Annotated in this window: 26 protein-coding genes and 1 tRNA gene; 19 read left to right on the forward strand and 8 right to left on the reverse strand. The window is 66.1% G+C overall.

The genetic code is table 11. The features are described from left to right. Positions 1-17: 17 nt before the first annotated feature. On the reverse strand, positions 18-185 hold the full coding sequence (locus AC6JAM_RS16365; protein ID WP_166673023.1) for a hypothetical protein: 168 nt from the start codon (positions 183-185) through the stop codon (positions 18-20). An 81-nt stretch (positions 186-266) separates the two neighbouring features. Between AC6JAM_RS16365 and AC6JAM_RS16370 the strand changes: the two genes are divergently transcribed. Continuing rightward, positions 267-1235 (forward strand): GlxA family transcriptional regulator, encoded by a 969-nt coding sequence (locus tag AC6JAM_RS16370; protein ID WP_497935265.1) that lies wholly within the window; start codon positions 267-269, stop codon positions 1233-1235. 13 nt (positions 1236-1248) lie between these two features. Here AC6JAM_RS16370 and AC6JAM_RS16375 read toward each other — a convergent pair whose 3' ends face one another. Together AC6JAM_RS16375 and AC6JAM_RS16380 are read right to left on the reverse strand one after the other, a co-directional pair. Beyond that, positions 1249-1581 carry a protealysin inhibitor emfourin gene (locus AC6JAM_RS16375; RefSeq protein ID WP_056388014.1) on the reverse strand — a complete coding sequence of 111 codons (333 nt, stop codon included), beginning with the start codon at positions 1579-1581 and terminating at the stop codon, positions 1249-1251. Between the two features lie 57 nt (positions 1582-1638). Continuing rightward, positions 1639-2691: a M4 family metallopeptidase gene (locus AC6JAM_RS16380; protein ID WP_497935266.1), complete on the reverse strand. Its 1053-nt coding sequence runs from the start codon at positions 2689-2691 to the stop codon at positions 1639-1641. 125 nt (positions 2692-2816) lie between these two features. On the opposite strand from AC6JAM_RS16380, the gene AC6JAM_RS16385 reads away from it, so the two are divergent. Then, complete coding sequence (locus AC6JAM_RS16385; protein WP_497935267.1) at positions 2817-3767, forward strand: cation diffusion facilitator family transporter; 951 nt, start codon at positions 2817-2819, stop codon at positions 3765-3767. A gap of 83 nt (positions 3768-3850) precedes the next feature. Here AC6JAM_RS16385 and AC6JAM_RS16390 read toward each other — a convergent pair. From AC6JAM_RS16390 to AC6JAM_RS16405, 4 genes are all read right to left on the reverse strand, one after another. Next, positions 3851-3923, reverse strand: a tRNA-Arg gene (locus AC6JAM_RS16390). Positions 3924-4033: 110 nt separating this feature from the next. Continuing rightward, entirely contained in the window at positions 4034-5584 is a 1551-nt protein-coding gene (locus AC6JAM_RS16395; protein WP_134163841.1) for an FAD-dependent oxidoreductase, read from the reverse strand. Further along, a complete protein-coding gene (locus AC6JAM_RS16400; RefSeq protein ID WP_497935268.1) occupies positions 5581-6453 on the reverse strand; it encodes an FAD:protein FMN transferase in 873 nt (290 codons plus the stop codon). The genes AC6JAM_RS16395 and AC6JAM_RS16400 overlap by 4 nt, the downstream gene beginning before the upstream one ends. A 3-nt stretch (positions 6454-6456) precedes the next feature. Continuing rightward, positions 6457-6948, reverse strand: coding sequence for an FMN-binding protein (locus AC6JAM_RS16405; RefSeq protein ID WP_166673024.1), 492 nt, complete (start codon positions 6946-6948; stop codon positions 6457-6459). 210 nt (positions 6949-7158) lie between these two features. Here AC6JAM_RS16405 and argS point away from each other — a divergent pair, with 210 nt between their 5' ends. From argS to AC6JAM_RS16455, 10 genes are all read left to right on the forward strand, one after another. Next, positions 7159-8808 (forward strand): arginine--tRNA ligase, encoded by a 1650-nt coding sequence (gene argS, locus AC6JAM_RS16410; protein WP_018768420.1) that lies wholly within the window; start codon positions 7159-7161, stop codon positions 8806-8808. Between the two features lie 4 nt (positions 8809-8812). After that, complete coding sequence (gene lysA / locus AC6JAM_RS16415) at positions 8813-10285, forward strand: diaminopimelate decarboxylase (protein WP_018768419.1); 1473 nt, start codon at positions 8813-8815, stop codon at positions 10283-10285. After that, positions 10286-11602: a homoserine dehydrogenase gene (locus tag AC6JAM_RS16420; RefSeq protein WP_018768418.1), complete on the forward strand. Its 1317-nt coding sequence runs from the start codon at positions 10286-10288 to the stop codon at positions 11600-11602. It abuts the gene before it with no gap. After that, positions 11603-12709: a threonine synthase gene (thrC, locus tag AC6JAM_RS16425; RefSeq protein ID WP_497935269.1), complete on the forward strand. Its 1107-nt coding sequence runs from the start codon at positions 11603-11605 to the stop codon at positions 12707-12709. Positions 12710-12711: 2 nt separating this feature from the next. Further along, the gene (gene thrB / locus AC6JAM_RS16430) at positions 12712-13686 is read left to right on the forward strand and encodes a homoserine kinase (RefSeq protein WP_018768416.1); all 975 of its coding nucleotides are present in this window, start codon (positions 12712-12714) and stop codon (positions 13684-13686) included. 293 nt (positions 13687-13979) lie between these two features. Then, positions 13980-16163, forward strand: coding sequence for a transcription termination factor Rho (gene rho / locus AC6JAM_RS16435; protein WP_018768415.1), 2184 nt, complete (start codon positions 13980-13982; stop codon positions 16161-16163). Positions 16164-16269: 106 nt separating this feature from the next. Continuing rightward, positions 16270-17343, forward strand: coding sequence for a peptide chain release factor 1 (gene prfA, locus AC6JAM_RS16440; RefSeq protein ID WP_497935270.1), 1074 nt, complete (start codon positions 16270-16272; stop codon positions 17341-17343). A gap of 37 nt (positions 17344-17380) precedes the next feature. Next, positions 17381-18268, forward strand: coding sequence for a peptide chain release factor N(5)-glutamine methyltransferase (gene prmC, locus AC6JAM_RS16445; RefSeq protein ID WP_018768413.1), 888 nt, complete (start codon positions 17381-17383; stop codon positions 18266-18268). Next, positions 18265-19077, forward strand: coding sequence for an L-threonylcarbamoyladenylate synthase (locus tag AC6JAM_RS16450; protein ID WP_018768412.1), 813 nt, complete (start codon positions 18265-18267; stop codon positions 19075-19077). Before prmC ends, AC6JAM_RS16450 begins: the two co-directional genes overlap by 4 nt. After that, positions 19077-19835, forward strand: coding sequence for a WecB/TagA/CpsF family glycosyltransferase (locus AC6JAM_RS16455; protein WP_018768411.1), 759 nt, complete (start codon positions 19077-19079; stop codon positions 19833-19835). The genes AC6JAM_RS16450 and AC6JAM_RS16455 overlap by 1 nt, the downstream gene beginning before the upstream one ends. 42 nt (positions 19836-19877) lie before the next feature. On the opposite strand, the gene AC6JAM_RS16460 is transcribed toward AC6JAM_RS16455, so the two are convergent. Further along, on the reverse strand, positions 19878-20774 hold the full coding sequence (locus AC6JAM_RS16460; RefSeq protein ID WP_497935271.1) for a glycosyltransferase: 897 nt from the start codon (positions 20772-20774) through the stop codon (positions 19878-19880). A gap of 275 nt (positions 20775-21049) precedes the next feature. Here AC6JAM_RS16460 and AC6JAM_RS16465 point away from each other — a divergent pair, with 275 nt between their 5' ends. The 7 genes from AC6JAM_RS16465 to AC6JAM_RS16495 all read left to right on the forward strand — a co-directional run bounded on the left by AC6JAM_RS16465 (position 21050) and on the right by AC6JAM_RS16495 (position 25730). Next, on the forward strand, positions 21050-22162 hold the full coding sequence (locus AC6JAM_RS16465) for an MraY family glycosyltransferase (RefSeq protein WP_018768409.1): 1113 nt from the start codon (positions 21050-21052) through the stop codon (positions 22160-22162). Between the two features lie 111 nt (positions 22163-22273). Continuing rightward, entirely contained in the window at positions 22274-22756 is a 483-nt protein-coding gene (locus AC6JAM_RS16470) for a Cg1360 family ATP-synthase-associated protein (protein WP_018768408.1), read from the forward strand. Next, a complete protein-coding gene (locus AC6JAM_RS16475; RefSeq protein ID WP_018768407.1) occupies positions 22749-23087 on the forward strand; it encodes an AtpZ/AtpI family protein in 339 nt (112 codons plus the stop codon). Before AC6JAM_RS16470 ends, AC6JAM_RS16475 begins: the two co-directional genes overlap by 8 nt. A gap of 81 nt (positions 23088-23168) precedes the next feature. Next, entirely contained in the window at positions 23169-23969 is an 801-nt protein-coding gene (atpB, locus tag AC6JAM_RS16480; RefSeq protein ID WP_026265641.1) for a F0F1 ATP synthase subunit A, read from the forward strand. A 109-nt stretch (positions 23970-24078) separates the two neighbouring features. Next, positions 24079-24297, forward strand: coding sequence for an ATP synthase F0 subunit C (gene atpE, locus AC6JAM_RS16485; protein WP_003804776.1), 219 nt, complete (start codon positions 24079-24081; stop codon positions 24295-24297). A 54-nt stretch (positions 24298-24351) separates the two neighbouring features. Further along, positions 24352-24903, forward strand: coding sequence for a F0F1 ATP synthase subunit B (locus tag AC6JAM_RS16490; RefSeq protein ID WP_018768405.1), 552 nt, complete (start codon positions 24352-24354; stop codon positions 24901-24903). Next, positions 24903-25730 (forward strand): F0F1 ATP synthase subunit delta, encoded by an 828-nt coding sequence (locus AC6JAM_RS16495; RefSeq protein ID WP_018768404.1) that lies wholly within the window; start codon positions 24903-24905, stop codon positions 25728-25730. Before AC6JAM_RS16490 ends, AC6JAM_RS16495 begins: the two co-directional genes overlap by 1 nt. Positions 25731-25793 lie beyond the last annotated feature (63 nt).

Here is a 25793-nt window from a genome sequence, read left to right on the forward strand (position 1 = left end):
GCGCCTTTGGTTCTGCCCTAGAAAACGCGGAGCGTGTAGTTGATGCTTGGGAGGTCCAGGGCGGACCAGGCTTCGTGGGATTCAGCAGGAGGCGTGTGCCCCCGGCCATCACGCAAAAGCGCTGAAATGGTTGCTGCGGCCACGAGGAGGATCAGGAGGATGAGGAGGCTTATGAGGATTTCCATGCCTCCATGCTTCTCCATCCTGCAACAGGGAAAAAGTGGCAGAAATGCCCAAAAAGACATAATTCCTGCCACAATGGAAGCATGCTCAAATCAGTGGCCGTCATCGTGGTTCCCAACTTCTCGATGTTCGAGTTCGGCACTGCCTGCGAGGTATTCGGCATCGACAGATCCGGCCGGGGGAGCGGCGTCCCGGCCTTCGACTTCCGCGTCTGCACGCCGGAGCCTGGCGACGTCCGGTTGAAGTCAGGCCTGACCCTCAACGTGGGCCTGGGACTTGAAGCCACCGAAGATGCGGACCTGGTCATCATGGCCCCCTACGGGAGGGGCGACGAGTTGCATGAATCCGTAGTCGAGGCGCTGAGGGCTGCTGATGCAAGGGGGGCATGGGTGATGTCCATCTGCTCGGGCGCTTTTGCCTTGGCCCGCGCCGGCTTGCTGGATGGGCGCCGCTGCACCACGCACTGGCACTACTCCGGCCAACTGGCCGCCGAAAATCCCGGCGTGCAGGTGGACGAAAACGTACTCTACGTGCAGGACGGCAACATCATTACGTCCGCAGGGACCGCCGCCGGGATCGATGCCTGCCTCCACCTTGGGCGGGTCGAACTCGGGGCCAAGGTGGCTGCCGCGATCGCCAGGGACATGGTGGTTCCTCCGCACCGCGACGGCGGCCAGGCGCAGTTCATTGACCGGCCAATGCCGGCCTGCGGCTCAGCTCCCATGGAGGAGCTGCTGCGCTGGATGGTGGAGAACCTGGACCGCGAGCACACGGTAAGCGAACTGGCGGCACGCGTGCACCTGTCGGCCAGGACGTTCGCCCGGCGCTTCCGGTCCGAGACCGGAGCGACGCCTGCCGCCTGGCTCAATTCACAGCGGGTGCTCCGGGCCCAGGAACTCCTTGAGTCCACGGACCTGAACATCGAAGAAATCGCCAGGGAGTCCGGCTTCGGGCACCCTGTCCTGCTGCGGCACCACTTCGCCAAGGTCCTGGACACCAGCCCGCAGTCATACCGCCGCGCTTTCCGCGGCCAACTGGCTGTGGCGGGGTAGCACCCTTTGCACCCTAGCCCGGGGCGGGCTCGTCGCGGCGTTCCTGGGCGCGGAGTTCCTCGGCCGCTTCCCGTGCGCTGTCCACAAGAATCCGCCAGGGTCCGGTGACGGCCTGCTCGGGAAGTGCTGCCCTGCGTTGCCCTGCCCGGATCGAGTAGATGAACCTGTCCGGTTGGGCTTCCGCAAATTGCTCGGCAGCTGCCCTTGGCGTCTTGGGTACCGAATCCCACGGGCAGGCCTCGACCAGGGGCTGCCATTGGCTGAGGTCGCTGTCCGATTGCGCATCGACCGTCCACACCCGCGTAACCGCAGCTATCCCGCCGCTCCGTTCCACCTTGATCTTCATGGCATGGCCCCTGGGCTTCCCTGTGGCCCGGCGGCCAGTGACGGTCAGCCGGGGTGGTTAAACCTTGACCTTCACAGTTTCCCACGCCCCCGTTACGGCGTCATGCTCTTTTGACCCCGAACCGAACAGGTCCGCGGCGGCCCGTGCCGTGGCGCGGGCAAAGACGGTGAAGGTTGCGGCCGGCGGCATCGAACCGCTGGTAAGGGTCTCGTACCAGATGCGGCCGGGCGCCTCCCAGGCATTGCCGCCGAGGGCGTTCGCCACCAGGTAGAACGCGCGGTTGGGGATGCCGGAGTTGATGTGGACACCGCCGTTGTCTGCGCTGGTCCGGACATACGAGTCCATGGAGTCGGGTTGCGGGTCCTTGCCCAGCACGTCGTCGTCGTACGCCGTTCCGGGCGCCTTCATGGACCGAAGGGCCTGCCCCTGGACCTTGGATGTAAAGAGGCCTTCACCGATCAGCCAGCTGGCCTGGGCGGCGGACTGGTTCTTGACGTACTGCTCAACGAGGGCGCCGAAGACATCTGACATCGACTCATTAAGGGCGCCCGCCTGGTTCCGGTACGCAAGCCCGGCCGAGTACTGGGTGACCCCGTGCGCCAGTTCGTGTCCAATAACGCTGAGGGACCTGGTGAACCGGTCAAAGACGTCGCCGTCGCCGTCACCGAACACCATCTGGGTGCCGTTCCAGAAAGCGTTGTCGTACAGGTTGCCGAAGTGCACCGTGGCATCGAGCTTCATGCCGCGTCCGTCAACCGAATCCCGGCCGAAGGCGTCGGCATACAGCCGGTGCGTGTGACCCAGGCCGTCGTAGGCTTCATCGGTGGCGGCGTCGCCGGTGGCGCGCCCGCCTTCTTCCCGGACCAGCCTGCCCGGGAGCGTTTCTTCGCCGCCGGCATCGTAGATGGTGCGGTCCACCGGGCCCGGCTTGACCTGGCGCAGCCCGGGCGGGAGGACCGGGACGGCCTGTGCACGTGCTGCCTGGAATGATTCGATGTGGCCAAGGGCCTTCCGGGCCGCGCTTGCCGCCGAAGAGAATCCCGGTGCGTCCTGTTGGGCCAGCCGGCGCAACAGGTAGGGCGGAACGATGGAACAGAACTGAACTTGCATGGCGTACTCCCTCAGCTAGGTGCTTTCAGCCTAAGAGGAGCCTCCGACAATTGACTGCAGGCGGCCGCCGCGAATTCGGTTGGCTTCCGGGTGCTGCAGCAGGCCCAGATGGGTACGGTAGGCGCATGGCTGACACCGAAAAGCACAACAAGCCCGGCTCCACCCTCCTCACGGTCATCATCGCCTTCGTAGCCAATACGCTCGTGGCGGTGGCGAAGTCGGTGGCCGCAGTCCTTTCGGGCTCGGCCTCCATGGCAGCGGAGGCAGCCCACTCCTGGGCGGACACAGGAAACCAGGTGTTCCTGTTCTTCGCCGAGCGCCGTTCAGGCAGGCCCAGGGACAAGAGCCATCCCATGGGCTACGGCCGTGAAGCCTACGTGTGGTCCATGTTCGCCGCGTTCGGACTCTTTACCGCCGGCGCGGTGGTGTCCATCATGCATGGCATCCAGGAGATCATCGAGCCGGAGCCGGCCGCAGATTTCATGGTGGCCTATGTGGTCCTGGCGGTGTCTTTCGTCTTCGAAGGCATCTCCTTTGTCCAGGCTTTCCGGCAGACCAGGAAGGCGGCCCATGAGCTGGACCGGCACACGATGGAGCAGGTGCTCATCAGCTCCGATCCCACCCTGCGCGCCGTCTTCGCCGAGGACGCTGCCGCGCTGATCGGCCTTGTCATAGCCTTCGTGGGCGTGTTCCTGCACCAGGTCACCGGATCGCCGTTGCCCGATGCAATCGGTTCGATCGCGGTCGGCGTGCTGCTGGCCGTCGTCGCCGTCGTCCTGATCGACCGCAACAGGCGCTTCCTGGTGGGCCAGGGCGTCACCCCCGACATTGAACGGTCCATGGCGCAACGGGTGCTGGCGCACCCCGAGATCGCGCGGCTCACGTACCTGCACCTGGAATTCGTCGGTCCCCGCAAGCTGTACCTGGTTGCGGCCGTGGACCTGCAGGGGGACCATCCCGAACATGAAGTGGCGGTGGTCCTGCGCCGGATCGAGCGTGAGCTGGAAGACCATGCAACTGTCGAGGAAGCCGTGCTGACCCTGGCCACGCTTGACGAGGTTGCCCTGCATTTCTGATCCTGCGGCTTCCGCAGCGCAGCAGGAAAGGCCGGAAAACGAAAGAACCCCCGCCGCTTCAGTGAAGCGGCGGGGGTTTTCTGTGCCCTCGATAGGATTCGAACCTACGACCTTCTGCTCCGGAGGCAGACGCTCTATCCCCTGAGCTACGAGGGCAATCCGTATTTCCTGCCGTTCCCGGCGGGACGTCCTAGAGCTTAGCAGGAAGGTGGCCCGCAAGGGAAAACCGACACCAAGGCCAGGAATGGACAGGCAAAGAAGCGGTTTCAATAGCCGGCGAAGGAGTCCGTCCGGACCCGGCGGGCACCGGCGCTCTTCGCCGCCCGGCGGAGCGATGCAACGCTTGCCGGGGACCCCGAAACATAGACGTCACGGGCGGCGATGTCCGGCACGAGCGCCGCAAGGGCCCCTCCGTCCAGCCGGGCTCCCGGGCCGGTGTTTGCGGCAGCGGAGGCCAGGCCGGAGGGCGGCCGGGAACCGTCCGCCAACCGCACGAGCACCCGGATGCCGGCGTCCCGGAGTTCCTCCGCGTAGGCCACTTCCCCTGCGCTATGGGCCAGGAGCAGGAGCACGGCGTCCCGCTCCCGCAGGCCCCCGGAGGACAGGTATGAAACGAAGGGCGTGATGCCGATTCCCGCCGCGATGAGCAAGACCGGCCGGTGCGGATCGCGCGGCAGGACAAAGTCGCCGCCCACCGCCGTGGCTGCCACTTCGTCGCCCGGCCGCAGGGCCAGCAGCGCCTCCTTTGCCGCAGACAAGGGACCGGCCGTCCGCACGGCGAACTTCACCAGCCGCTCCCGCGGTGGGCTTGTCAGGCTGAACACCCGGCGTCGGCCCTTGCCGTCCGGCCTGGCGTGCGGCAGGTCCAGTTCCATGTACTGGCCCGGAAGGAAGCGCACCGGCCGGGCCGGGTTGAACGTGAACTCGGTGGTGGCGGGCGTCAGCTGCCGGGTGCCGGTGAACCGGAGCTTCACGGCCCCGCGCTGCCCTGCCAGGAAGGCCAGCAGGTTGCCTGCCAGCAGGGCTGCCTCGGGCGAGTTGGCGAACAGGCCCAGGTTCCAGGGGACGGCGAAGAGCACTCCCACCACGGCGGCCAGCGCCAGCTGGTGCCTGCGGCGGGGCGGCAGGGTCAGGGGCTCGGTCAGCATGAATCCCACGAAGAACAGGACCGGCCGCTGCGCCAGGGCCTGGTAGATGCCCATGCCCGCCGTCATGCCCGATCGAAGCAGTTCAAGGGTGATGATGGCGGTGGCCACCAGCGTGAACATGGATGCCATCAGCACTTTGCGGGTCCGGTACAGGACCAGCAGCACGCCCGGCACCAGCAGCCACAGCATGGCAGGAGTTGCCGCCCACCACGTTGCGATATTCAGCCCGGTGAGGCCGGTGGCGAAGGCGCCGGCGGCGGCAGGATTGAAGATGTGCCGGCCGCGCCACGCCAAGGCATATTTGGAGGCGGAGGCCAGGACGCATGCCAGTGCCACCCCGGCCAGGTCCAGCGGCTGCAGGGACGGCCAGAACAGGAAATACAGCAGCAGCCCCGTGATGAGGGAGGACTCCGTGTGGGGGTTGACCCGGAAAAGCGCCGCCAGCGCCCGGTTGGAGGCGTAGGTCAAGCCCAGGCACAGCGCCAGGTGCGCGAGCATTTCCGGGATACCGAACGTCAGCCAGCCCAGGATGTTGAGCAGGATGCTGTAGGCGGCCAGGACCGCCAGGACTGTTAGGACAACCCGGTACATGGTGAACCTGCCCACGGCGGTCCCCATCCGGCCGGCCAGGGACGGCGCCGGGGGGTGCGGTGTTTCCACGGGACTCATGAGAACAGCATCCCTTCGAATTCGGCGGAGTAGGCGGCGCTGCCGTCGGAAAAGACGGTCAGCCACGAAAAATCAAAGCTTTCCTGAAGCGTGGCGCCGGGAACAAAGAACAGGGCCGTGGCGAGTGCGTCGGCCACCATGGCAGTCCCCGCCAAGGCCCAGGTGGCGACGGCGGTCCGCACCGGCTGCCCGGTGGTCCCGTCCAGGACGTGGTGGAGTCCGTCCCCCCAGGCGCGGCGGTTGGCAGCCGACGCACACAGGGCGCGACCGTCCAGGTAGATCGTCCCAATCGCCTGTGCAGGGTTGTAGGGGTGTTCAAGCGCCACGCTGACGGGTCCTGCCCCGCGGGCCAGCAGGTCGCCACTGGCGTCGATGACGAAGGCGCCGATGCCGGCGGCCGCCAGGTCCGCGGCCAGGAGGTCCACCAGCAGGCCCTTGCCTGCGGCGCCGATGTCCAGCAGCACGGGGGCGCTGGCCGTCAGGACGGTTCCGGACCACGTGAGCACCGATTCCCAGGCCGGCGCAGGCAGCGGCGGACCGGCCGGCCGGAGCGAATACGCTGCGTCATACCCCAGGCGCTCCAGGCTGCCGCCAATCAGCGGCGTCATGGCGCCGCCGGTCACCCGGTAGAGCAGGCTGTAAAGCTCGCCCAGCGGAGCAGCCTCGTCCGGAAACTGATAACGCCCCGGCTCCCGTGCCAGGTCCGACACCAGCGAGTCGGCCCGGAAACGGGACCAGTCGGCGTCGAACTTCTTAACCGTGTTAAGCACGCGTGCGCGCAGGGACGCGGGCAACGGCAGGGGAGTGGTGATGTCCCAGCCGGTTCCGATCCCCTGGAACAGGAAGTCATCCCAGTCCGTGACGGACACCGCCTACTGCGCCTCCGCCTTGATCTTGTCCACGGCCTGGTTGAAGCCTCCGCTGGTCAGGGAGGAGCCTGCAACCTTGGAAACGTTCAGTTCATCGATGTTCCTGCCCACCACCTGGGCAGCGATGCCACCGGCGAACTGGCCCTGGAACTTGCGGGTGTTCGGATTGGACGGGTGCTGGGTGATCTGCACGTCCGTGACCTTTCCCGCCGCGAGCGTCAGCTGAACGCCCACCGTTTCCGTGCCGTTGGGTGACACGTAGTTCCCGTCCGCGCTGTAGGTGCCGTCTCTGTAATTGCCGCCGCTGCCGGCCAGGGCGGAAGAACCCGCAGAAGGAGTGGACGGGCTTCCCGCAGCGCCCGGGGTGCTGTCCGCCGTGGATGGTGCACAGCCGGCCACGGTTCCTGCGAGGGACAGGCCTGCAAGGCTGGCGAAGATACCCTTGCGGAGCGCGGCGCTGGATATGGCGGGGCTTTGAGGGGTGGAGGGTCTCATGAAGGCTCTCGTTTCACTGTTGGGGCTGTACCGGTCTCTTTGCGCAATGCCGTCTTTGCGCAATCCCGTGCGGCAGTGGTTACGGTCTAGTCAACGCCGGATGGGCCGGAATGGTTCACCGCGGAGCCGGGCCCACCCGTCCATGGAGCCGGAAGGGCGGCCCAGGCCGCCAAATTCTTTGCTGTCACTGGCCCCCGGTAGTCTAGAGGGGTGACTCCCGAAGAACTTTCCCTCGCCATATCCGCCTGCCTCAAAGACGCCGTCGCCGCCGGTGATATTGACCTTGCGGCGTCAGCCATTCCGGCTGAGGTGCGCGTGGAGCGGCCCAAGAACCGGGACCACGGCGACTGGGCCACCAACATTGCCCTCCAACTCGCCAAGCAGGCGGGTACCAACCCGCGCGAATTCGCCACCCTCCTCAGCAGCCGGTTGAAGACCATCGACGGCGTCTCCGCCGTCGACATCGCCGGCCCTGGCTTCCTGAACATCACGGTGGACGCCGCGGCCGCCGGCGCCCTGGCAAAGGTCATTGTCGAGGCCGGCGGGGACTACGGCACCAACACGGCGCTCGCCGGGCACACCGTCAACATGGAGTTCGTGTCCGCAAACCCCACCGGGCCGCTGCACATCGGGCACACCCGCTGGGCCGCTCTGGGCGATTCCATCGCCCGCGTGCTGCGGGCGTCCGGGGCCGACGTCACGGCCGAGTACTACATCAATGACGCCGGCTCGCAGATGAACACCTTCGCCACCTCCGTCTACAACCGGCTGCACGGCCTTCCCGTGCCGGACGGCGGCTACCCGGGACAGTACATCGCGGACCTGGGCCACGAAGTGCTCACTGCCCACCCGGACATCCGCGAGCTCACTGAAGTGGCGGCCCTGCCGGTCATCCGCGCCGCCGCCTATGAAGCGCAGATGAAGGACATCAAGGCCACCCTGGCGGACTTCGGCGTCGAGTTCGACGTCTTCTTCTCCGAACAGGAACTGCACGACGCCGGCGCCATTGAAAGTGCCGTGGCCCGCCTTCGCGAACAGGGCCACGTGTTCGACGACGGCGGGGCGGTCTGGCTGCGGACCACGGACTTTGGCGACGACAAGGACCGCGTGATGGTCCGGGCGAACGGCGAGCCCACCTACTTTGCCGCTGACGCCGCCTACTACCTGTCCAAAAAGGACCGCGGCTTCACCGAGAAGATCTACCTCCTGGGCGCCGACCACCACGGCTACATCAACCGGCTCAAGGCCATTGCCGCCGCTGCCGGTGACGACCCCGAGGTCAACATCGAGGTCCTGATCGGCCAGCTGGTGTCCGTCAACGGTGCCAAGCTGTCCAAGCGCGCCGGCAACATCATCGAACTCAAGGACCTGATCGAGTGGCTGGGCAAGGACGCCGTCCGCTACTCGCTGGCCCGGTTCCCCGCCGATTCACCGCTGACCCTTGACCCGGACCTGTTGAAGAAGCACAGCAACGAGAACCCGGTGTTCTACGTGCAGTACGCCCATGCCCGCTCGCGCGGCGCCGCACGCAATGCCGTGGCTGCGGGCGTGGACCGTTCCGCGTTCGACGCCTCGCTGCTGGACCACGCCACGGAAAACGAGCTGCTGTCCTACCTGGGCAGCTACCCGTCCATCGTGGCCAAGGCAGCAGAGCTGCGCGAACCGCACCGCGTGGCACGGCACCTTGAGGCCATCGCCGGGGCCTACCACCGCTGGTACGACGCCTGCCGCATTGCCCCCATGGGCGACGAACCCGTGACCGACCTCAACCGCACCCGTCTGTGGCTCAACGACGCCACCAGCCAGGTGCTGGCGAACGGACTCGACCTGCTGGGCGTTTCGGCGCCGGAACGGATGTGACCCGGTGACGCACACAGCAGCCCAGGCTTCTCCGCTTGCCCCGGAGTGGCTCACGGTTCCGGACGACCTCAATGCCCTCCACGAACCGATGTGGGCCCGCGACGTGGCACGCAACGGGGACGGCGAACTCAGCATTGACGGCATCCCCGTCAGCGAGCTTCAGCGGCAGTACGGCACCCCGCTTTTCGTGATGAGCGAGAACGACTTCCGTGCCCGGGCCAGGGCATTCAGCGACGCCTTTAACGATGCCTTTGCCGATATTTGCGGGGGAGTGGACGTCTACTACGCCGGAAAGTCGTTCCTCTGCACCGCGGTGGTCCGCTGGGTGGAAGAGGAAGGGCTGCGCCTGGACACCGCCTCGGGCGGCGAACTCGCCGTGGCCCACCGGGCCGGAATTCCCGGCGCGGACGTCGCGCTGCACGGCAACAACAAGTCCGACGGCGAAATCCACCGGGCCCTGGACATGGGACTGGGCCGGATCGTGGTGGACAGCCTGGCCGAACTCCACAGGGTGGGCACCATCGCCGAGGCCCGCGGTGAACAGGCCAAGGTCATGCTTCGGCTGACTCCCGGCGTGCACGCCCACACCCACGAGTTCATCGCCACTGCCCACGAGGACCAGAAGTTCGGCCTCTCCATGGCAGCCGACACCACTGACGAGGCCGGGATCTCGGCCGCCGAGGAAGCAGTGGCGGCGGCCACAGCCCATCCCGGCATCGAACTGCTGGGCCTGCACTGCCACATTGGGTCGCAGATCTTCGAACCGGACGGTTTCGCGCTGGCCGCCGAGAAGCTCCTTCGCTTCCTGGCCGCCATGCAGGAAAAATACTCCATCACCCTGCCGGAACTGGACCTCGGGGGCGGATACGGGATTGCCTACACCCCGGTGGACACCCCGCGCCCCGCCGCTGAAATCGCCACGGCGATGGCCGCCGTCGTGCGTTCCACCTGCGCCGAGCTGGGCATTGACGCGCCCCGCATCTCCATCGAGCCCGGGCGCGCCATCGTGGGCAGCACCACGTTCACCCTTTACGAGGTGGGCACCGTGAAGACGGTCCGCGTGGATGCCCCTGCGGCTTCCGCGGACGGTGACGCGGGCAACAACGTTACGTATCCCCGCCGGTATGTTTCGGTTGACGGTGGCATGAGCGATAACGCCCGGCCAGTGCTGTACGACGCGGATTATTCGGCCGTTCTGGCCTCGCGGACGTCCGGCGCGGCGCCGCAGCTGTCCCGCGTGGTGGGCAAACATTGCGAGAGCGGCGACATAGTTGTTAGAGATGTATATCTGCCCGAGGACGTGGCAGCCGGTGATCTGCTTGCTGTACCGGGAACCGGCGCCTACTGCTGGGCCCTCTCGAGCAACTACAACTATCTGGCCCGGCCGGGCGTTGTCGCGGTGCGCGACGGATCTTCCCGGCTGATTGTCCGCGGGGAAACCGAAGAAGACCTGCTGAACCGCGACATGGGAGCCTGAATGACGGAAATGCGAACGCTGAAAGTAGCCCTGCTGGGCTGTGGCAACGTTGGGGCCCAGGTTGCGCGGATCCTCCTTGAGGACGCCGATGCCCTTGCCGCCCGGACAGGTGCCCGCCTGCAGCTCAGCGGCATCGCCGTGCGCAACGTCAACGCCCCGCGCGACGTTGACCTGCCGCAGGAGCTCTTCACCACCGACGCCGACACCCTGGTCAAGGACGCCGACCTGGTCATCGAACTGATGGGCGGCATCGAACCGGCCCGCACCCTGATCCTCTCCGCCCTGCGCAACGGCGCGTGCGTCGTGACGGGCAACAAGGCGCTCCTGGCCCAGGACGGCCCCACCCTCTACGAAGAGGCTGACAAGGCCCACGTCCAGCTCTCCTACGAAGCTGCCGTGGCCGGTGCCATTCCCATCCTCCGCCCCATCCGCGACAGCCTCTCGGGCGACCGGATCACCCGGGTGCTGGGCATCGTCAACGGCACCACCAACTTCATCCTTGACCAGATGGATTCCACCGGTGCCCAGTTCGCGGACGCCCTCGCCGAGGCCCAGCGCCTTGGCTACGCGGAAGCCGACCCCACGGCCGACGTCGAAGGCCACGACGCCGCCGCCAAGGCCGCCATCCTGGCCTCGCTCTCCTTCCACACCCGCTTCGCCCTGGAGAACGTCCACTGCGAGGGAATCACCAACGTCAGCGCTGCCGACATCGCCGCGGCGAAGGACGCCGGCTTCGTGATCAAGCTGCTGGCCATCGCGGAGAAGCTGACCGACGCCAATGGTGAGGAAGGCGTGTCCGTCCGTGTCCACCCCACCCTCCTGCCGCGCGAACATCCGCTGGCCGCGGTCCGCGGTGCCTTCAACGCCGTGTTCATCGAAGCGGAAAACGCCGGCGAGCTGATGTTCTACGGCCAGGGCGCCGGGGGAACCCCCACGGCGTCTGCCGTTATGGGCGATCTCGTGTCGGCCGCCCGCCGGCTGGTCCTGGGCGGACCCCAGCGCACGGAAACCACCACCGGCCACGTCCCGGCGCTGCCCATCGAAGCGGCCACCACCAGCTACTACATCGGCCTGGATGTTGCAGACCAGCCCGGTGTGCTTGCCCGGATCGCCCAGCTGTTCGCCGAGCACGGCGTCTCCATCGAAATCATGCGGCAGACCATCCACCGGGATGCGGAATCCAACGTGGAGTCGGCCGAACTGCGGATTGTCACCCACCGCGCATCAGAGGCTGCCCTTGCAGCCACCGTCCAGGCCGTAAAGGGCCTGGACGTCATCAATTCAGTTACATCCGTTCTGCGGGTAGAAGGAGTCTAAGTGGCTCACCAATGGCGCGGCGTCATCCGCGAATACGCTGACCGTCTGCCCGTGACGGAGTCCACCCGGGTGATCACCCTGGGGGAGGGCGGCACCCCGCTGGTCCACGCGCAGAAGCTCTCAGAACTCACCGGTTCCGAGGTCTACCTGAAAGTGGAGGGGATGAACCCCACCGGGTCCTTCAAGGACCGGGGCATGACCATGGCCATGACCGCGGCGGTAGCCTCCGGTGCGAAGGCCGTTGTGTGTGCGTCCACCGGCAACACGTCCGCTTCAGCCGCTGCCTACGCAACCGCCGCCGGCCTGAAGTGCGCCGTCCTGGTGCCCGAGGGCAAGATCTCCATGGGCAAGCTGAGCCAGGCGATCGCCCATGGCGCCACCCTCCTGCAGGTGGATGGCAACTTCGACAACTGCCTGGACATCGCCCGCAAGCTGGGGGAGTCGTACCCCGTCTTCCTGGTCAACTCCGTCAACCCTGCCCGCATCCAGGGCCAGAAGACCGGCGCCTTCGAAGTGGTCGATGCCCTGGGCGACGCACCGGACATCCACGTCCTGCCCGTGGGCAATGCCGGCAACATCACGGCATACTGGAAGGGCTACAAGGAGTATTCAGCCCCCTTCGAATCCGACACGGCCGGCACCCTGCCCGCCGTCGCCACCAGGACGCCCGCCATGTGGGGCTTCCAGGCAGCCGGGGCAGCACCGTTCGTGGCGGGCCACCCGATCACCGAGCCGGACACCATCGCCACGGCCATCCGCATCGGAAACCCCGCTTCCTGGGACGGGGCCGTAGGGGCACGTGACGAATCCGGTGGACTCATCGATGCCGTCACCGACGAGGAAATCCTGACCGCCCACCGCTGGCTGTCGGCCAGGGAAGGCGTGTTCGTGGAGCCCGGCTCCGCTGCCGGCGTGGCGGGCCTGCTCAAGAAGCACGCCGCCGGCGAGGTTCCCAGCGGCAAGACCATCGTCATCACCGTCACCGGGCACGGCCTGAAGGACCCCCAGTGGGCCCTGCGCACGGAAGACGGCAGCGAAGTCCAGCCCGTCAAGGTACCGAATGACGTGGTTACTGTCGCCGCTGAGCTGGGACTGGAAGAAAAATAGCCTTGGACACCACCTCGCAGGCCACTGTCGGACTGCACCTGATCGAGCCCGGGCAGCGCGTCAGCGTCCGGGTGCCCGCCACCAGCGCCAACCTCGGTCCGGGCTACGACAGCCTGGGGCTCGCTCTGGCCCTGCATGACACCCTCACCGTGGAAAGCCTCGACACGGATGAACTCGTGTTTGAGCTCCGCGGCGAGGGCGCGGACACTTTGCCGCGGGATGCCAGCCACCTGGTGGTCCGCGCCATGGACGCGGCCTTCGAGCGGCTGGGCTACCGGCACGGCGGACTGCGGGTGGTTGCGGACAACGTCAACCCGCACGGCCGGGGGCTGGGCTCATCCGCGTCAGCGGTGGTGGCCGCAGTTTCGGCTGCAAATGCCATGGTGCCGGCCGGGGACCAGCGCGGAAAGGATTGGATCCTCCAGCTCACCAGTGAACTGGAGGGCCATCCGGACAACGTGGCACCCGCCATCTTCGGCGGCCTGGCGCTGTCATGGCAGGACAGTGAGCAGTACAGCAGCACCAGTGCCACGGTGGCCACGTCCGTCATCCCCATCGTGGCGGTACCTGACTACGAACTCTCCACCGAGGCAGCCCGCGCCCTGTTGCCGGCATCTGTGGGACACCACGCTGCCGCCATGAACTCCGGCCGGGCGGCGCTGCTGATCCACGCGCTGACGCAGAACCCCGAATTCCTGCTGCCGGGCACCGAGGACTACCTGCACCAGAGCTACCGCGCGGACGCCATGCGGCCCAGTGCCGCGTTGATCGGCGCACTCCGCAAAGCGGGCTACGCGGCCGTGGTTTCCGGTGCCGGGCCCACCGTCCTGGTGCTGGCAAACGGTGAAGACCAGGCAGGCAAGGCCCTCGCCTTCATCAAGGCCTACACGGCGGAGAACACGCCGGACATCGGCTGGCGCGTCCTGAAGCTCGCAGTGGACGTTGAAGGTGCTAAGGTTGAACTGCACCGGCGGTAATTCCGCCTATCTGATCTGCTCCTGCATTCAGTTGCTATTTGATCTACGACTGTGAATGTATTCCGGTGCCGCCTGCTTGGTCTGTCGCAGGAATCTGCAGCATTCAACTGCCCCTGAACCGTCAGTCCGGCGCTGCGCCATGGGCGCAGTGCAAGGTGAATCAGTATCCGGCCCTGCTGGCCGAAATCCAACCGGCAAGGCCGAAATCCCGGCTGCAGATCTGAACTGCAGCCCAGATCAAATCATCGCGCCCAGCTCCCAGTCTGGACGCCGTCGAGGGGGAAGGATCCTTCGTGACCGAAACCACTGAGCTGTCGCCAGCTGTGGAACACTCAACTTCTGCTGCCGAATCACCGGCCGCAACCGCCAAGAGCAGCGGCCTTGCCGGCCTGAAGCTCGCCCAGCTGCAGGCTCTCGCCAGCCAGCTCGGTATCTCGGGTGGATCCCGCATGCGCAAGGGGGACCTGGTCTCGGCCATTTCCGCCCACCGTGCCGGAACACTCACTGCCAAGGCCCCCGCAAAGGCTGCGGCAAAGGCTACGGAATCCGCCGTGGCCCCGGCCGCAGCTGCACCGGCTTCCGCTCCGGAGGCCCCGGCCGCCGAAGCTCCCGCCGCGGAAGGCACCCGTGCCCGTGGACGCGGCCGCAGCCGCCGCGCCGTCAGTGACGGCGTGGTTTCCCCGGCAACCGAAGCTCCCCTTGTGGAAACCCCCGCCGCACCTGCCGGCGCCACCGTCGAGGCGCCGTCGGCCGCCCCTGCGGAAACTGCGGAGGCCACTGAAGGCGCCCCTGAGCGCCGCCAGCCGCGCACCCGCAACCGCCGCCGCAGCGAAGCCGCTGCCGCCGTCCAGGAAGCCCCGGCCGAGACCCCGGCAGAACAGCCCGCCACGGAACAGCGTTCAACCGAGCAGCGTTCAACGGAGCAGCGTTCAACCGAGCAGCGCACCGAAGCCCCCGCAACCGAAGCAGGCGACGCCGGCCAGCGCACCGAACGCCGTGAAGGCGGCCGCACCCGCGGCCGTGACAACACCTCCCGCGACTCGGACGGCGGCCGTGACAACAGCGGCAGCCGCGACGCCGGCCAGCGTGAAGGTGCCCAGCGTGAAGGTGCCCGGGACAACCGCGACAACGATGACAGCGACGGCGGAAGCCGCCGCAACCGCCGTAACCGCCGCGACCGGAACGACCGCAACGACCGCTCCGGTGGCCAGGACCGGGACAACTCCCGCAACGACCGCTTCCGCGACCGCAACGACCGCCGCCGTGGCCGCAACCAGGGCCCGGACGTGGACGACGTCGAAATCACCGAAGACGACGTGCTGCTGCCCGTCGCCGGCATCCTGGACGTCCTGGAGAACTACGCGTTTATCCGCACCTCCGGCTACCTGCCGGGCCCGAACGACGTCTACGTCTCCCTCGCCCAGGTCAAGAAGTACAACCTGCGCAAGGGCGACGCCGTGGTCGGCGCCATCCGTGCACCGCGTGACGGCGAGGACCGCAGCCAGCAGTCCGCCCGCCAGAAGTTCAACGCCCTTGTCCGCGTCACTTCCGTCAATGGCAAGACGCCTGAGGAACTCAAGGACCGCGTCGAATTCGCCAAGCTCGTCCCGCTGTACCCCTCCGAGCGCCTGCGCCTCGAGACGGACCCCAAGAAGATCGGCCCCCGCGTCATTGACCTGGTGGCCCCGATCGGCAAGGGCCAGCGCGGCCTGATTGTTTCGCCGCCCAAGGCCGGCAAGACGCTCATCCTGCAGTCCATCGCCAACGCCATCACCACCAACAACCCTGAGGTCCACCTCATGATGGTGCTGGTGGACGAACGTCCCGAAGAAGTCACGGACATGCAGCGCACCGTCAAGGGTGAGGTCATCGCCTCCACCTTCGACCGTCCCGCCGACGACCACACCACCGTGGCCGAACTCTCCATCGAACGCGCCAAGCGCCTCGTGGAGATGGGCATGGACGTGGTGGTCCTCCTGGACTCCATGACCCGCCTGGGCCGCGCCTACAACCTGGCAGCACCGGCCTCCGGCCGCATCCTGTCCGGTGGTGTGGACTCCGCAGCCCTCTACCCGCCCAAGCGCTTCTTCGGTGCCGCCCGCAACATCGAAAACGGCGGCTCGCTGACCATCCTGGCCACCGCCCTCGTGGAGACCGGATCCAAGATGGACGAGGTCATCTTCGAAGAGTTCAAGGGCACCGGCAACATGGAGCTCCGCCTGTCCCGCCAGCTGGCCGACAAGCGCATCTTCCCCGCCGTGGACGTCAACGCGTCCGGCACCCGCCGCGAGGAAAACCTGCTTTCCCCCGAGGAAGTCAAGATCATGTGGAAGCTGCGCCGCGTCCTCTCCGGACTCGAGACCCAGCAGAGCCTTGAACTGCTCACCAACAAGATCCGGGAAACCCAGAGCAACGTCGAGTTCCTCATGCAGGTCCAGAAGACGACGCTTGGTGCGAAGTCGGATAACGACAAGTAGCTGAGTCAGGGGCGGGGCCGTCGCATAATCTGCGGGCCCCGCCCTTTGGCGTGTCCTACCAGCCACCCGGCGAAACTAGACTTGTACAAGTCGAAAGAGGTTTTAAATGTTTGAGTCCGTACAGGGCCTGCTTGATGAGCATGATGCCATCCAGGCGCAGCTGGGGAATCCTGCTGTCTATGCTGACCAGCGGCTTGCCCGGAAACTGGGGCGGCGGTCGGCTCAGCTCAATGGCATTGTCGAGGCCTACCACAAGTGGGAAGGCATCCGTGATGACCTTGCCGCCGCCAAGGAGATGGCGTCCGAGGACCCCGAGTTCGCCGCCGAGGTGCCTGAACTCGAAGCCGCGATGGAGACTGCCGCGGCCAAGCTGCGCCGCCTGCTGATTCCCCGGGATCCTGACGATGCCCGCAACGTGATCCTTGAGGTTAAGGGCGGTGAAGGCGGCGACGAGGCCGCGCTGTTCGCCGGCGACCTGCTGCGCATGTACACCCGGTACGCCGAGTCGCGCGGCTGGAAGACCGAAATCATCTCCGCCACCGAATCGGACCTCGGCGGGTACAAGGACGTCCAGGTGGCGGTCAAGGGCAACTCCAACGACCCCGCCGAGGGCGTGTACGCACGGCTGAAGTTCGAAGGTGGCGTGCACCGCGTTCAGCGCGTGCCCGTCACCGAATCCCAGGGCCGCATCCACACCTCCGCTGCCGGCGTGCTGGTCCTGCCCGAGGTTGACGAGCCCGAAGAACTCGAGATCAGCCCCAACGACCTCAAGATCGACGTCTACCGTTCCTCGGGCCCCGGCGGGCAGTCCGTCAACACCACCGACTCCGCCGTCCGCATCACGCACCTTCCCACCGGCATTGTGGTGGCCATGCAGAACGAAAAATCACAGCTGCAGAACCGCGAGGCCGGCATGCGCGTCCTGCGGGCACGCATCCTGGCGCACCAGCAGGAGCAGATCGACGCCGAGAACTCGGCCCAGCGGAAGTCGCAGATCCGCACCATGGACCGTTCGGAGCGCATCCGCACCTACAACTACCCGGAAAACCGGATCGCGGACCACCGCACCGGCTACAAGGCCTACAACCTTGACCAGGTCATGAACGGGGACCTGGAGCCGGTCATCCAGTCCGCCATCGAGATGGACGAGCAGGCGCGGCTGGACGCCATCGGCGACTAGTCCGCCCGGCGCACCATCAGGACACGAAATACAGGACATGACATTCGGGCCAGGCCAGTCGCTCGCTGATGCCGTCAGCGAGGCCACCGCCATCCTGCGGGACGCCGGCGTTCCCAGCCCGCGCGTGGACGCGGAGCTGCTTGCGGACCACCTGCTGAACGTAGGGCTCGGCCGGCTTCGCGCCATGATGCTCGGCGATGCGCCGGCACCGGAAGGCTACGAAGCCCTCGTGGCCGAACGCGCCGGCAGGACTCCGCTGCAGCACATCACCGGCGTCGCCCACTTCCGCTACCTTGAACTGGCCGTGGGGCCCGGGGTGTTCATCCCGAGGCCGGAGACCGAATCCGTCGTCCAGCTGGCCATCGACCACGTCAAGGACATGCAATGGCCCCGGATCGTGGACCTGGGGACCGGTTCCGGCGCCATTGCCGGATCCATTGCGAACGAGGTACCGGGCGCCGAGGTCCACGCCGTCGAATTCAGCGCGTTTGCGCACGCCTGGGCGGCCAAAAACCTGGCACCGTTGGGCGTCAACCTGGTCCTGGGGGACCTGCGCGACGCCTTTCCGGAACTCAACGGGACAGTCGACGTCGTGGTTTCCAACCCGCCCTACATCCCCGCCGAGGCCATCCCCAACGAACCGGAAGTGGCCCTGCACGACCCGCCCGAGGCGTTGTACGGCGGGGGAGCCGACGGCATGGAACTTCCGACGGCGGCGGCCGCCTCCGCTGCCCGGCTGCTGCGTCCCGGCGGCTACTTCGTCATGGAACACGCGGAAGTCCAGTCCGGCTGGATAGCCGCCATGCTTGCCAGGACCGGATCCTGGACAGCCATCACGACGCACCTGGACCTCAACGGCAAGGAGCGCGCCACAAGTGCCGTGCTCGCGGACCAGGCCATACGGAATGAAAGAATGGGCCAGTGACCACTACTTATGACTGCACCATTGACGACGAACGGGCACGCGGCCTGGAACATGCCCAGCGCGCCATCAGCGAAAAGAAGTGCGTCGTGCTGCCCACGGACACCGTCTACGGCATCGGCGCAGACGCGTTCTCGCCGCAGGCCGTCACTATGCTGCTGGTGTCCAAGGGGCGCAGCCGCACCATGCCCCCGCCTGTCCTGATTCCCCGCATCAACGCCCTGGACGGCCTGGCCACCGAGGTTTCGGCCGAAGCCCGCAAGCTGGCAGAAGCCTTCTGGCCCGGCGGCCTGACCCTGATCCTGCACGCCCAGCCGTCCCTTGACTGGGACCTGGGCGAAACCAAGGGAACGGTGGCGCTCCGGATGCCCGCCGACGAGGTCGCCCTGGAACTGCTGACCCTGACGGGCCCGCTGGCCGTTTCCTCTGCCAACCGCACCGGCCAGGCCCCTGCGCAGACTGCCGCAGCGGCGCGGGAACAGCTGGCGGACTCGGTGGAGGTTTACCTGGAGGGCGGCCCGCGCCCACTGGAAGGCGAAGCCGGCGTGCCGTCAACCATCGTGGATGCCACCGGCCCCATCCTGCGCGTGGTGCGCAACGGGGCAGTGAGCCTGGACCGGTTGCGCGAGCACGTCCCGGGCGTCCTGGGCCTGGGTGAAATCCCTATGGCGGAGAAGGAAGCGGCACCGGCGCAGCCCGCGGCAGGGGAGGACGGGAACGACGCCGGGTCCGCGCCTGCTGCGTCCGGCTCCTCCGCGGTCACGGGTACAGCAGCGGAACCCGCCACGCCGGCCGGAGACCCGCAGCCTTGATGACGCTGGAGCGCCAGCGCATTCCCGTCCTGGACGTCCATGCCACTCCGCTGCGGGTGCCTGAACTCGTTGCGGAACTGAGCAGCTACGTGGCGGAAGGTTCCACGCGCACCGTCCTGGGCCACAACCTGCACAGCGTCACGCTGGCCTTGTCCGACGCCGGGTTCCGCCGCCTCTACGAGGAAAGCGATGTGGTGCTCCTGGACGGGGCGCCGGTGCTGTGGCTCTGGGGGAGGACCGGCAACGCCGACGGTCCGGTCATGGACTACCGGCTGGGCTCCACCGACTGGCTGCCGGCCCTGAACCAGGTCCGGGGGCTGGAACGGATCGCCGTGATCGGGGCCGGTCCGGACGCGAACGCCGGAGCTGTCAGCCGGCTGAAGGCGATCGTTCCGGGCGCCCGCGTGTCCGGCCTGCCCGGCGAAGGCTGGGGTCCTGCCCTGGAGGAAGCCGCCGTCGCATGGCTGCACCGTGAACAGCCCCAGATGGTCCTGCTTGGCCTGGGAATGCCGCTGCAGGAGGACGTGCTGCAGCGGCGGCTGCGCGACATGCCCCCGGCCGTCTACTGTGCCGTGGGCGGCGCCATCGAGCAGTTGGCCGGGGTCCAGAAGCTGGCGCCGCGGTGGCTTGGCAGGATGGGGCTGGAGTGGGCCTGGCGCCTGCTCCTGCATCCCCGCCGCGTGGCGTACCGGGTCCTGGGCGAGCCGTGGGTGCTGCTGTGGCTCCTGGCCGCGCGCCGGCTGCGGACCAGGGCCTGAACCGGCCGCGGCTGGTCTGAAACCGGGAGAGGGGCGCGCTGGCTAGAACTTCTGGTCCTCCAGGGGGCCAAAGCCCTTGCCCCGCAGACCCGTGCCAAAGGCGCGCGCCCAGGCCACAAAGCCCGGCAGGTCGCGGCGCTGCAGGAAGTAGCCCAGGTACCCGCCGGCGTCGGCCACAAAAGAGCGCACCCGGAAGTACCGGCGGATGAGGTAACCGCGGTTCCGGTAGTAGTAATAGCGCTTGAAGGCGGAGTCGGGGACGATGACATGCCAGCGGGCGCCGTAGACATGCTGCGTTTCCGTGAAGGCGTGCGGATGCGTGATGGCCGTGGTGGTGACCGTCCCAAAACGTATGCCGGCCTTGCGGAGCCGGATGGTGAAATCGACCTCGTCGCCGCGGATGAACAGCCGCATATCCGGCAAGCCCACTTTGAAGAACACGTCCGAGCGGATCAGCGCGCCGTTGAAGAAGTGGCCGTCGTCCGGAAGGAAACCGAGCTTCTCCACCTCTGCCCGGTCGTGCGTCACCTTGCCGTCCAGGCGGAAGAAAAAGGACAGCCGGTCGGGATGGCCCGGCGCCGTGACAAGGGGAACCACAGCCTCCAGGTCGCGCGCCTCGGCCCCGCGCAGCAGCGTGGCGAGGCATTCGGGATCAGCCGGCTCGGCGTCGTCGTCCATCATCCAAATCCAGCGGGCACCGCTGGCGACTGCCTTGAGGGCGGCCAGCGCAAATCCGCCCGCGCCACCGAGGTTGGCTTCGGACCGGACGTAGTCCACATTGCGGTGCTTTTCGGCCACCTCCCGTGCAGGCGTGGTGCCACTGTCCACCAGGCAAATGGTGTCCACGCGCAGGCTCTGCGCGTTGATCGAATCCAGCAGCACAGACAGTTCCTTGGGCCGGTCGAACGTCACGGCGGCAACCGCAATGCGGGGGGTCATGGAGGTCCTTTCAGCATGGCCGCCAGGGAGTTCCCCGCCTGATATGCGCCCGTGTGGCGCGGAGCCATGGTGCCGGTGGCACTAGTATCTTTGACTAGAGTCCACTGTAATACAGCCCTGTACGGCACCGAACACTGCCTGCTGCGCGCTCGGCGACGGAGAAGTTTCATTTATCGAAGAACAGATTCCCGGCCAGTGAGCCCACCGACCACGGACCGGCTGCCAGGGCAGCCGAGCGGCTTCGACACCACCAATCCTGAAACGGCTCCAGTCCCATGATCATGTACATGCTCATGGGGCTGGTGGCTGCCATTGTGTCCTACGCTGCCACGTGGGGCGCCCGCATCGTGGGGCACCGGCTTGAACTGCACCTGCCCATCCGCAGCCGTGACATGCATTCCACCCCCGTTTCCAGGCTTGGCGGCGTGGCGATCTTCCTCGGTGTCATGGTGGCACTGGTCCTCGCCAGCCAGTCCTTCTTCGTCAAGGACATCTACCGGAACAATTTCTCCCCCTGGGGGGTCCTCGCCGGTGCAGCGGTGATCGTCCTGGTGGGCGTGGCGGACGACCTGCTGGACATCCGTTGGTGGGTGAAGCTGATCGGTCAAAGCGCCGCCGGACTCACCGTGGCCATCTGGGGTGTCCAAATGACCATCGTCCCGTGGGTGCCCGACCCCATCTACCTCCAGGACGGGACACTCCGCGTGGTGCTGACGGCGGGACTCATCGTCACCACCATGAATGCCTTCAACTTCATTGACGGACTGGACGGCCTTGCTGCAGGCGTGGCCATCATCGGCGGAACGGCGTTCTTCTTCACCGCCTACTGGGTGCACCGGAACGCTGTGCTGCTGGACTACTCGGACCTGGCAACCCTCATTACGGCCGTCCTGGTAGGCGGGTGCCTGGGGTTCCTGCCACACAATTTCTTTCCGTCGAAGATCTTCATGGGCGATTCCGGCGCCATGCTGATCGGGCTGCTCATGGCCTCGGCCGGCGTCGTGTCCACAGGACAGATCTCCTCAGGCCTGTATGACCGTGCCAACGGTATTTCCACCGTGATTCCCATCCTGCTTCCCTTCGCCGTGCTCTTCCTTCCGCTGCTGGACCTGGGCCTCGCAGTGGTCCGCCGCACGGCCCGCGGGCGTTCGCCCTGGTCCGCCGACCGCGGGCATCTGCACCACAAACTGCTGGACATCGGCTACTCCCACCGCACCGCCGTGATCCTGATGTATCTCTGGACCGCCGTGCTGTCCTTCGGCGGCCTGGCCTTTGCCGTTTTCCCCTGGCAGGTCGTTCTCGCCGTCGACATCTTCGCCACCCTGGTGATGGGACTGGTGACCGCATGGCCATACCTTTCCCGCGGCAACGGGGAAACTGCGGCGTAATGCCGGTTCTGAATTATTTCTATCTCATGTAGAATTTAGGGGCAGCCCAAGCTGCCACTCCACCCCCTGCCTCCTGGCCATTTGCCATGTGGTGCCGACGATTGGGATCGAATGACCTCCAACGCCGAGTCCGGACCTGCCTCCGGCAACGGACACGTTGGCGCCTCCGGTCCCACCCGCTCGCTGTGGCTGAACCTGCTTAAGCGCAGCTCGATCGCCGCCGGTGCAGGGCTCGCCCTGTGTGCCATTCCCGCCGGACTCCTCAACGGAGCAAGCGGCGCGGTCTCCAGCGTGCTCGGTGGCCTGCTGGTCATGCTGTTCTTCGGCATCAGCCTGCTGATCGGCCACTTCGTGGGACGCGGGAACCCGTCCGGCGCGATAGGGATGTTCGTAGCCACCTATTTCATCAAGGTAGTTGGCTTCGCCGTCGTCCTGTTCGTCATCGGCGCCCCTGAATGGCTCCACGGCCGCTGGTTCATCATCGGCGCCGTGGTGGCGGTCGTCCTGTGGCAGGCCGCTGAGATCCACGGATTCAGCAGGGCCCGCCTCCAGATCTACAACGATCCAGATGACAAGGGAGCAACCCATGCGTGACCAGAAGAAGCCCGCGGCTGCCGCACATGGCAAACGCGGATCCAACGGCTCCGCAGCAACCGATTCCGACGCCTCCACCGATGGCGGCTACAACGCTGGAATGGCTGTATTCAGCTACATCATTGGCGGAATCATCGTCTGGAGTTTGATAGGGTGGGGACTGGATTATCTGTGGGGAACGCGCTGGATTGTGCTCGCAGGCGCTCTGCTCGGAGCCGTCGGAGGTTTCTACCTTTCCCACATGCACGGCCTCACCAGTTCCCGAAAAATTGCTGATGAGCGCCATGCTCCCAGCGCACCGTCCCAGGACGGAAAAGATAGTGCCAAATAATTTCACAGGGGGAACAGCAGGCTGTCAGGCTGCCGGACCCCGCCCAACGCCCAATGATGGACACTGCAGAGAGGAAACGCGTTGATCGCGCTTGCGCTCCCGGCCCAAGATTCAGGAGAGTTCACTCCTCCTGGTATTAACGAAATGCATTTGCCGGCAATCCTGCCGTGGGGTGCCGCAGAAGGATTCTCCAAGCAGATGCTGCTGGTCCTCCTCTCTGTCGTCTTTATCGCAGTCTTCTTCGTGCTCGCCGCACGCAAGCAGCAGCTGGTACCCGGCAAGCTCCAGTTCGCCGGAGAGGCCGCCTACGGCTTTGTCCGCAACGGCATTGCCAAGGACATCATCGGCGGCAGGGACTTCATGAAGTACGTCCCCCTGCTGTTCAGCCTGTTCTTCTTCATCCTGGTCAACAACATCTACGGCGCCATCCCGGTGTTCCAGCTCCCCACGTTCTCGCACGTGGGTGGAGCGTACGTGCTGGCCGGCCTGGTCTATGTCACCTGGATCGCCATCGGCGTGAAGAAGAACGGCCTGCGCTACTTCAAGCTGGCCACCGTCCCCTCGGGCGTGCCGTGGTACATCCTGCCGATCGTCATCCCGATCGAAATCATCTCCAACTTCGTTGTCCGGCCCGTCACGCACAGCCTCCGTCTGTTCGCGACCATGCTGGCCGGCCACCTGATCGTGATGATCGCCGGTTCCGGCATCGAATACCTCATCATGCAGGAGAACGTGCTGCTGAAGGGAACGTCCGTCCTGGTGCTGGCAGGTGCCATCGCCATGTACATGCTCGAAGCCCTGATCATGGTCCTGCAGGCCTACGTCTTCACGCTGCTGACCGCGATCTACATCGAAGGCGCCCTCCACGCCGACAGCCACTAGGCACCCTGCCGGAAGCGACGCTCCGCCGGCCCACCACAGTCTTCCCCTCGCGGGGATGAAGCAACCCAAACAACCTGCCACACAAAGTGGCATCTTGAAAGGAAAAAAAATGGAAGGCTCCATCAACGGCTCCCTCAACCTCATCGGCTATGGCCTCTCGGCTATCGGCGGTGGTATCGGTGTGGGTCTCGTGTTCGCTGCCTACATCAACGGCGTTGCACGTCAGCCGGAAGCCCAGCGCGTCCTGCAGCCGATCGCATTCCTTGGCCTGGCGCTGACCGAAGCACTCGCCATCCTGGGCCTGGTCTTCGCTTTCGTTCTCAAGTAAACCTTCAGAACTTCAGCGAACATTCAGAACCGAGTAGATAAGGACGGGTGAAATATGCATCAGCTGATCATCTCAGCCGCCGCTGAAGGCGACGTCAACCCACTTATTCCCAATGCCTGGGAAATGCTGGTTGTCTTCGTGGGCTTTGCCATCCTCTTCTTCATCGTGGTCAAGTTTGTTGTCCCGATGTTCGAGAAGACCTTCGCAGAGCGTGCCGAGGCCATCGAAGGCGGTATCGCCAAGGCTGAAAAGGCCCAGGCTGAGGCGTCTGCTGCACTCGAAGAGTACAAGCAGCAGCTGACCGACGCCCGCACCGAAGCCAACCGCATCCGTGAGGAAGCCCGCGCCGAAGGTGCCCAGATCCTCGCGGATCTCAAGGAGAAGGCGGCAGCAGAGTCTGCCCGCATCACCGCGCAGGCCCACGCACAGATCGAATCCGAGCGCCAGGCGGCCGTTGTGTCCCTGCGCTCTGAGGTAGGCACCCTGGCCACCACCCTGGCAGGCCGCATCGTGGGCGAATCGCTCAACGATGATGAGCGTGCAGCGCGGGTTGTGGACCGCTTCCTGGCAGATCTGGAGTCCCAGAACGCAGGTGCAGCTAAGTAATGGCAGGCGTATCGAGCGAATCGCTGGCAACAGCGCTGGCAGAGTTGGAAGCAAAGCTTCCCACCGCGTCGCTGCAGCTGGCAAAGGAACTCTTCGGAATTCTGGGAATGGTGGACAGCTCGGCTGGCTTGCGCCGCGCCCTGACTGACCCGTCCCGCAACGGTGACGAAAAGTCGGCGCTGGTCAAGCAGCTGGTTGGCGGGAAAGTCTCCGCTGATGCTGCAGACATTGCAGGCGGACTGGCCAGCTCACGCTGGGCAAACGCCCGTGATATCGGCGATGCACTCGAGACTCTTGCCGCAACGGTGGTCATTTCCGTTGCTGAAAACAAGTCGGCCGTTTCTGCCTCCGGAATCACTGGCCTGGAAGAGCTGGAGAACGACCTGTTCTCCTTCAACCAGGCTGTTGCCTCCAGCCACGAGGTACAACGTGCTCTGTCCGAACCACAGGCCAGCGGTGCAGCCAAGGTTGTACTTGCGGAGAAGCTTGTGCCCGGCGCCAGTGAGGAAGCGAAAGTCCTCATTGCCCAGGCTGTAACCCAGCCCCGCGGCATCAAGCCCACCCGGCTGGTGCAGCGGTTCGCCGAGCTTGCGGCCAAGCGGCAGCAGCGCTGGATTGCAACGGTCAGCGTGACCCGTCCTTTGACGCAGACGCAGCTTGCCCGCCTGCAGGCTGGCCTGAATGCCATGTACGGGCGGGAACTGAAGGTCAACCTCAATGTTGACCCGGCACTCATTGGCGGCATCCGCGTCCAGGTTGGTGACGAAGTGCTTGACGCTTCGGTCCTCACCAAGCTGGGCGAGCTGCAGCGCCAGCTGGCCGGCTAGCCGGACAAGCACAACCTAACTGATAGAAACCCCGGTCATCGCAAGGTGATCACAAAACAGGAG

Source organism: Arthrobacter sp. GmRoot5-12 (assembly GCF_059739365.1).

Coding starts and splice junctions, on each gene's coding strand:
- AC6JAM_RS16370 (WP_497935265.1), top strand. CDS start 267: ATGCTCAAATCAGTGGCCGTCATCGTGGTTCCCAACTTCTCGATGTTC.
- AC6JAM_RS16495 (WP_018768404.1), top strand. CDS start 24,903: ATGGCAGGCGTATCGAGCGAATCGCTGGCAACAGCGCTGGCAGAGTTG.
- AC6JAM_RS16365 (WP_166673023.1), bottom strand. CDS start 185: ATGGAAATCCTCATAAGCCTCCTCATCCTCCTGATCCTCCTCGTGGCC.
- AC6JAM_RS16380 (WP_497935266.1), bottom strand. CDS start 2,691: ATGCAAGTTCAGTTCTGTTCCATCGTTCCGCCCTACCTGTTGCGCCGG.
- AC6JAM_RS16395 (WP_134163841.1), bottom strand. CDS start 5,584: ATGAGTCCCGTGGAAACACCGCACCCCCCGGCGCCGTCCCTGGCCGGC.
- prfA (WP_497935270.1), top strand. CDS start 16,270: ATGTTTGAGTCCGTACAGGGCCTGCTTGATGAGCATGATGCCATCCAG.
- AC6JAM_RS16475 (WP_018768407.1), top strand. CDS start 22,749: ATGCGTGACCAGAAGAAGCCCGCGGCTGCCGCACATGGCAAACGCGGA.
- prmC (WP_018768413.1), top strand. CDS start 17,381: ATGACATTCGGGCCAGGCCAGTCGCTCGCTGATGCCGTCAGCGAGGCC.
- AC6JAM_RS16465 (WP_018768409.1), top strand. CDS start 21,050: ATGATCATGTACATGCTCATGGGGCTGGTGGCTGCCATTGTGTCCTAC.
- AC6JAM_RS16460 (WP_497935271.1), bottom strand. CDS start 20,774: ATGACCCCCCGCATTGCGGTTGCCGCCGTGACGTTCGACCGGCCCAAG.
- AC6JAM_RS16405 (WP_166673024.1), bottom strand. CDS start 6,948: ATGAGACCCTCCACCCCTCAAAGCCCCGCCATATCCAGCGCCGCGCTC.
- atpE (WP_003804776.1), top strand. CDS start 24,079: ATGGAAGGCTCCATCAACGGCTCCCTCAACCTCATCGGCTATGGCCTC.
- AC6JAM_RS16375 (WP_056388014.1), bottom strand. CDS start 1,581: ATGAAGATCAAGGTGGAACGGAGCGGCGGGATAGCTGCGGTTACGCGG.
- AC6JAM_RS16420 (WP_018768418.1), top strand. CDS start 10,286: ATGACGGAAATGCGAACGCTGAAAGTAGCCCTGCTGGGCTGTGGCAAC.
- AC6JAM_RS16490 (WP_018768405.1), top strand. CDS start 24,352: ATGCATCAGCTGATCATCTCAGCCGCCGCTGAAGGCGACGTCAACCCA.
- AC6JAM_RS16385 (WP_497935267.1), top strand. CDS start 2,817: ATGGCTGACACCGAAAAGCACAACAAGCCCGGCTCCACCCTCCTCACG.
- AC6JAM_RS16455 (WP_018768411.1), top strand. CDS start 19,077: ATGACGCTGGAGCGCCAGCGCATTCCCGTCCTGGACGTCCATGCCACT.
- AC6JAM_RS16470 (WP_018768408.1), top strand. CDS start 22,274: ATGACCTCCAACGCCGAGTCCGGACCTGCCTCCGGCAACGGACACGTT.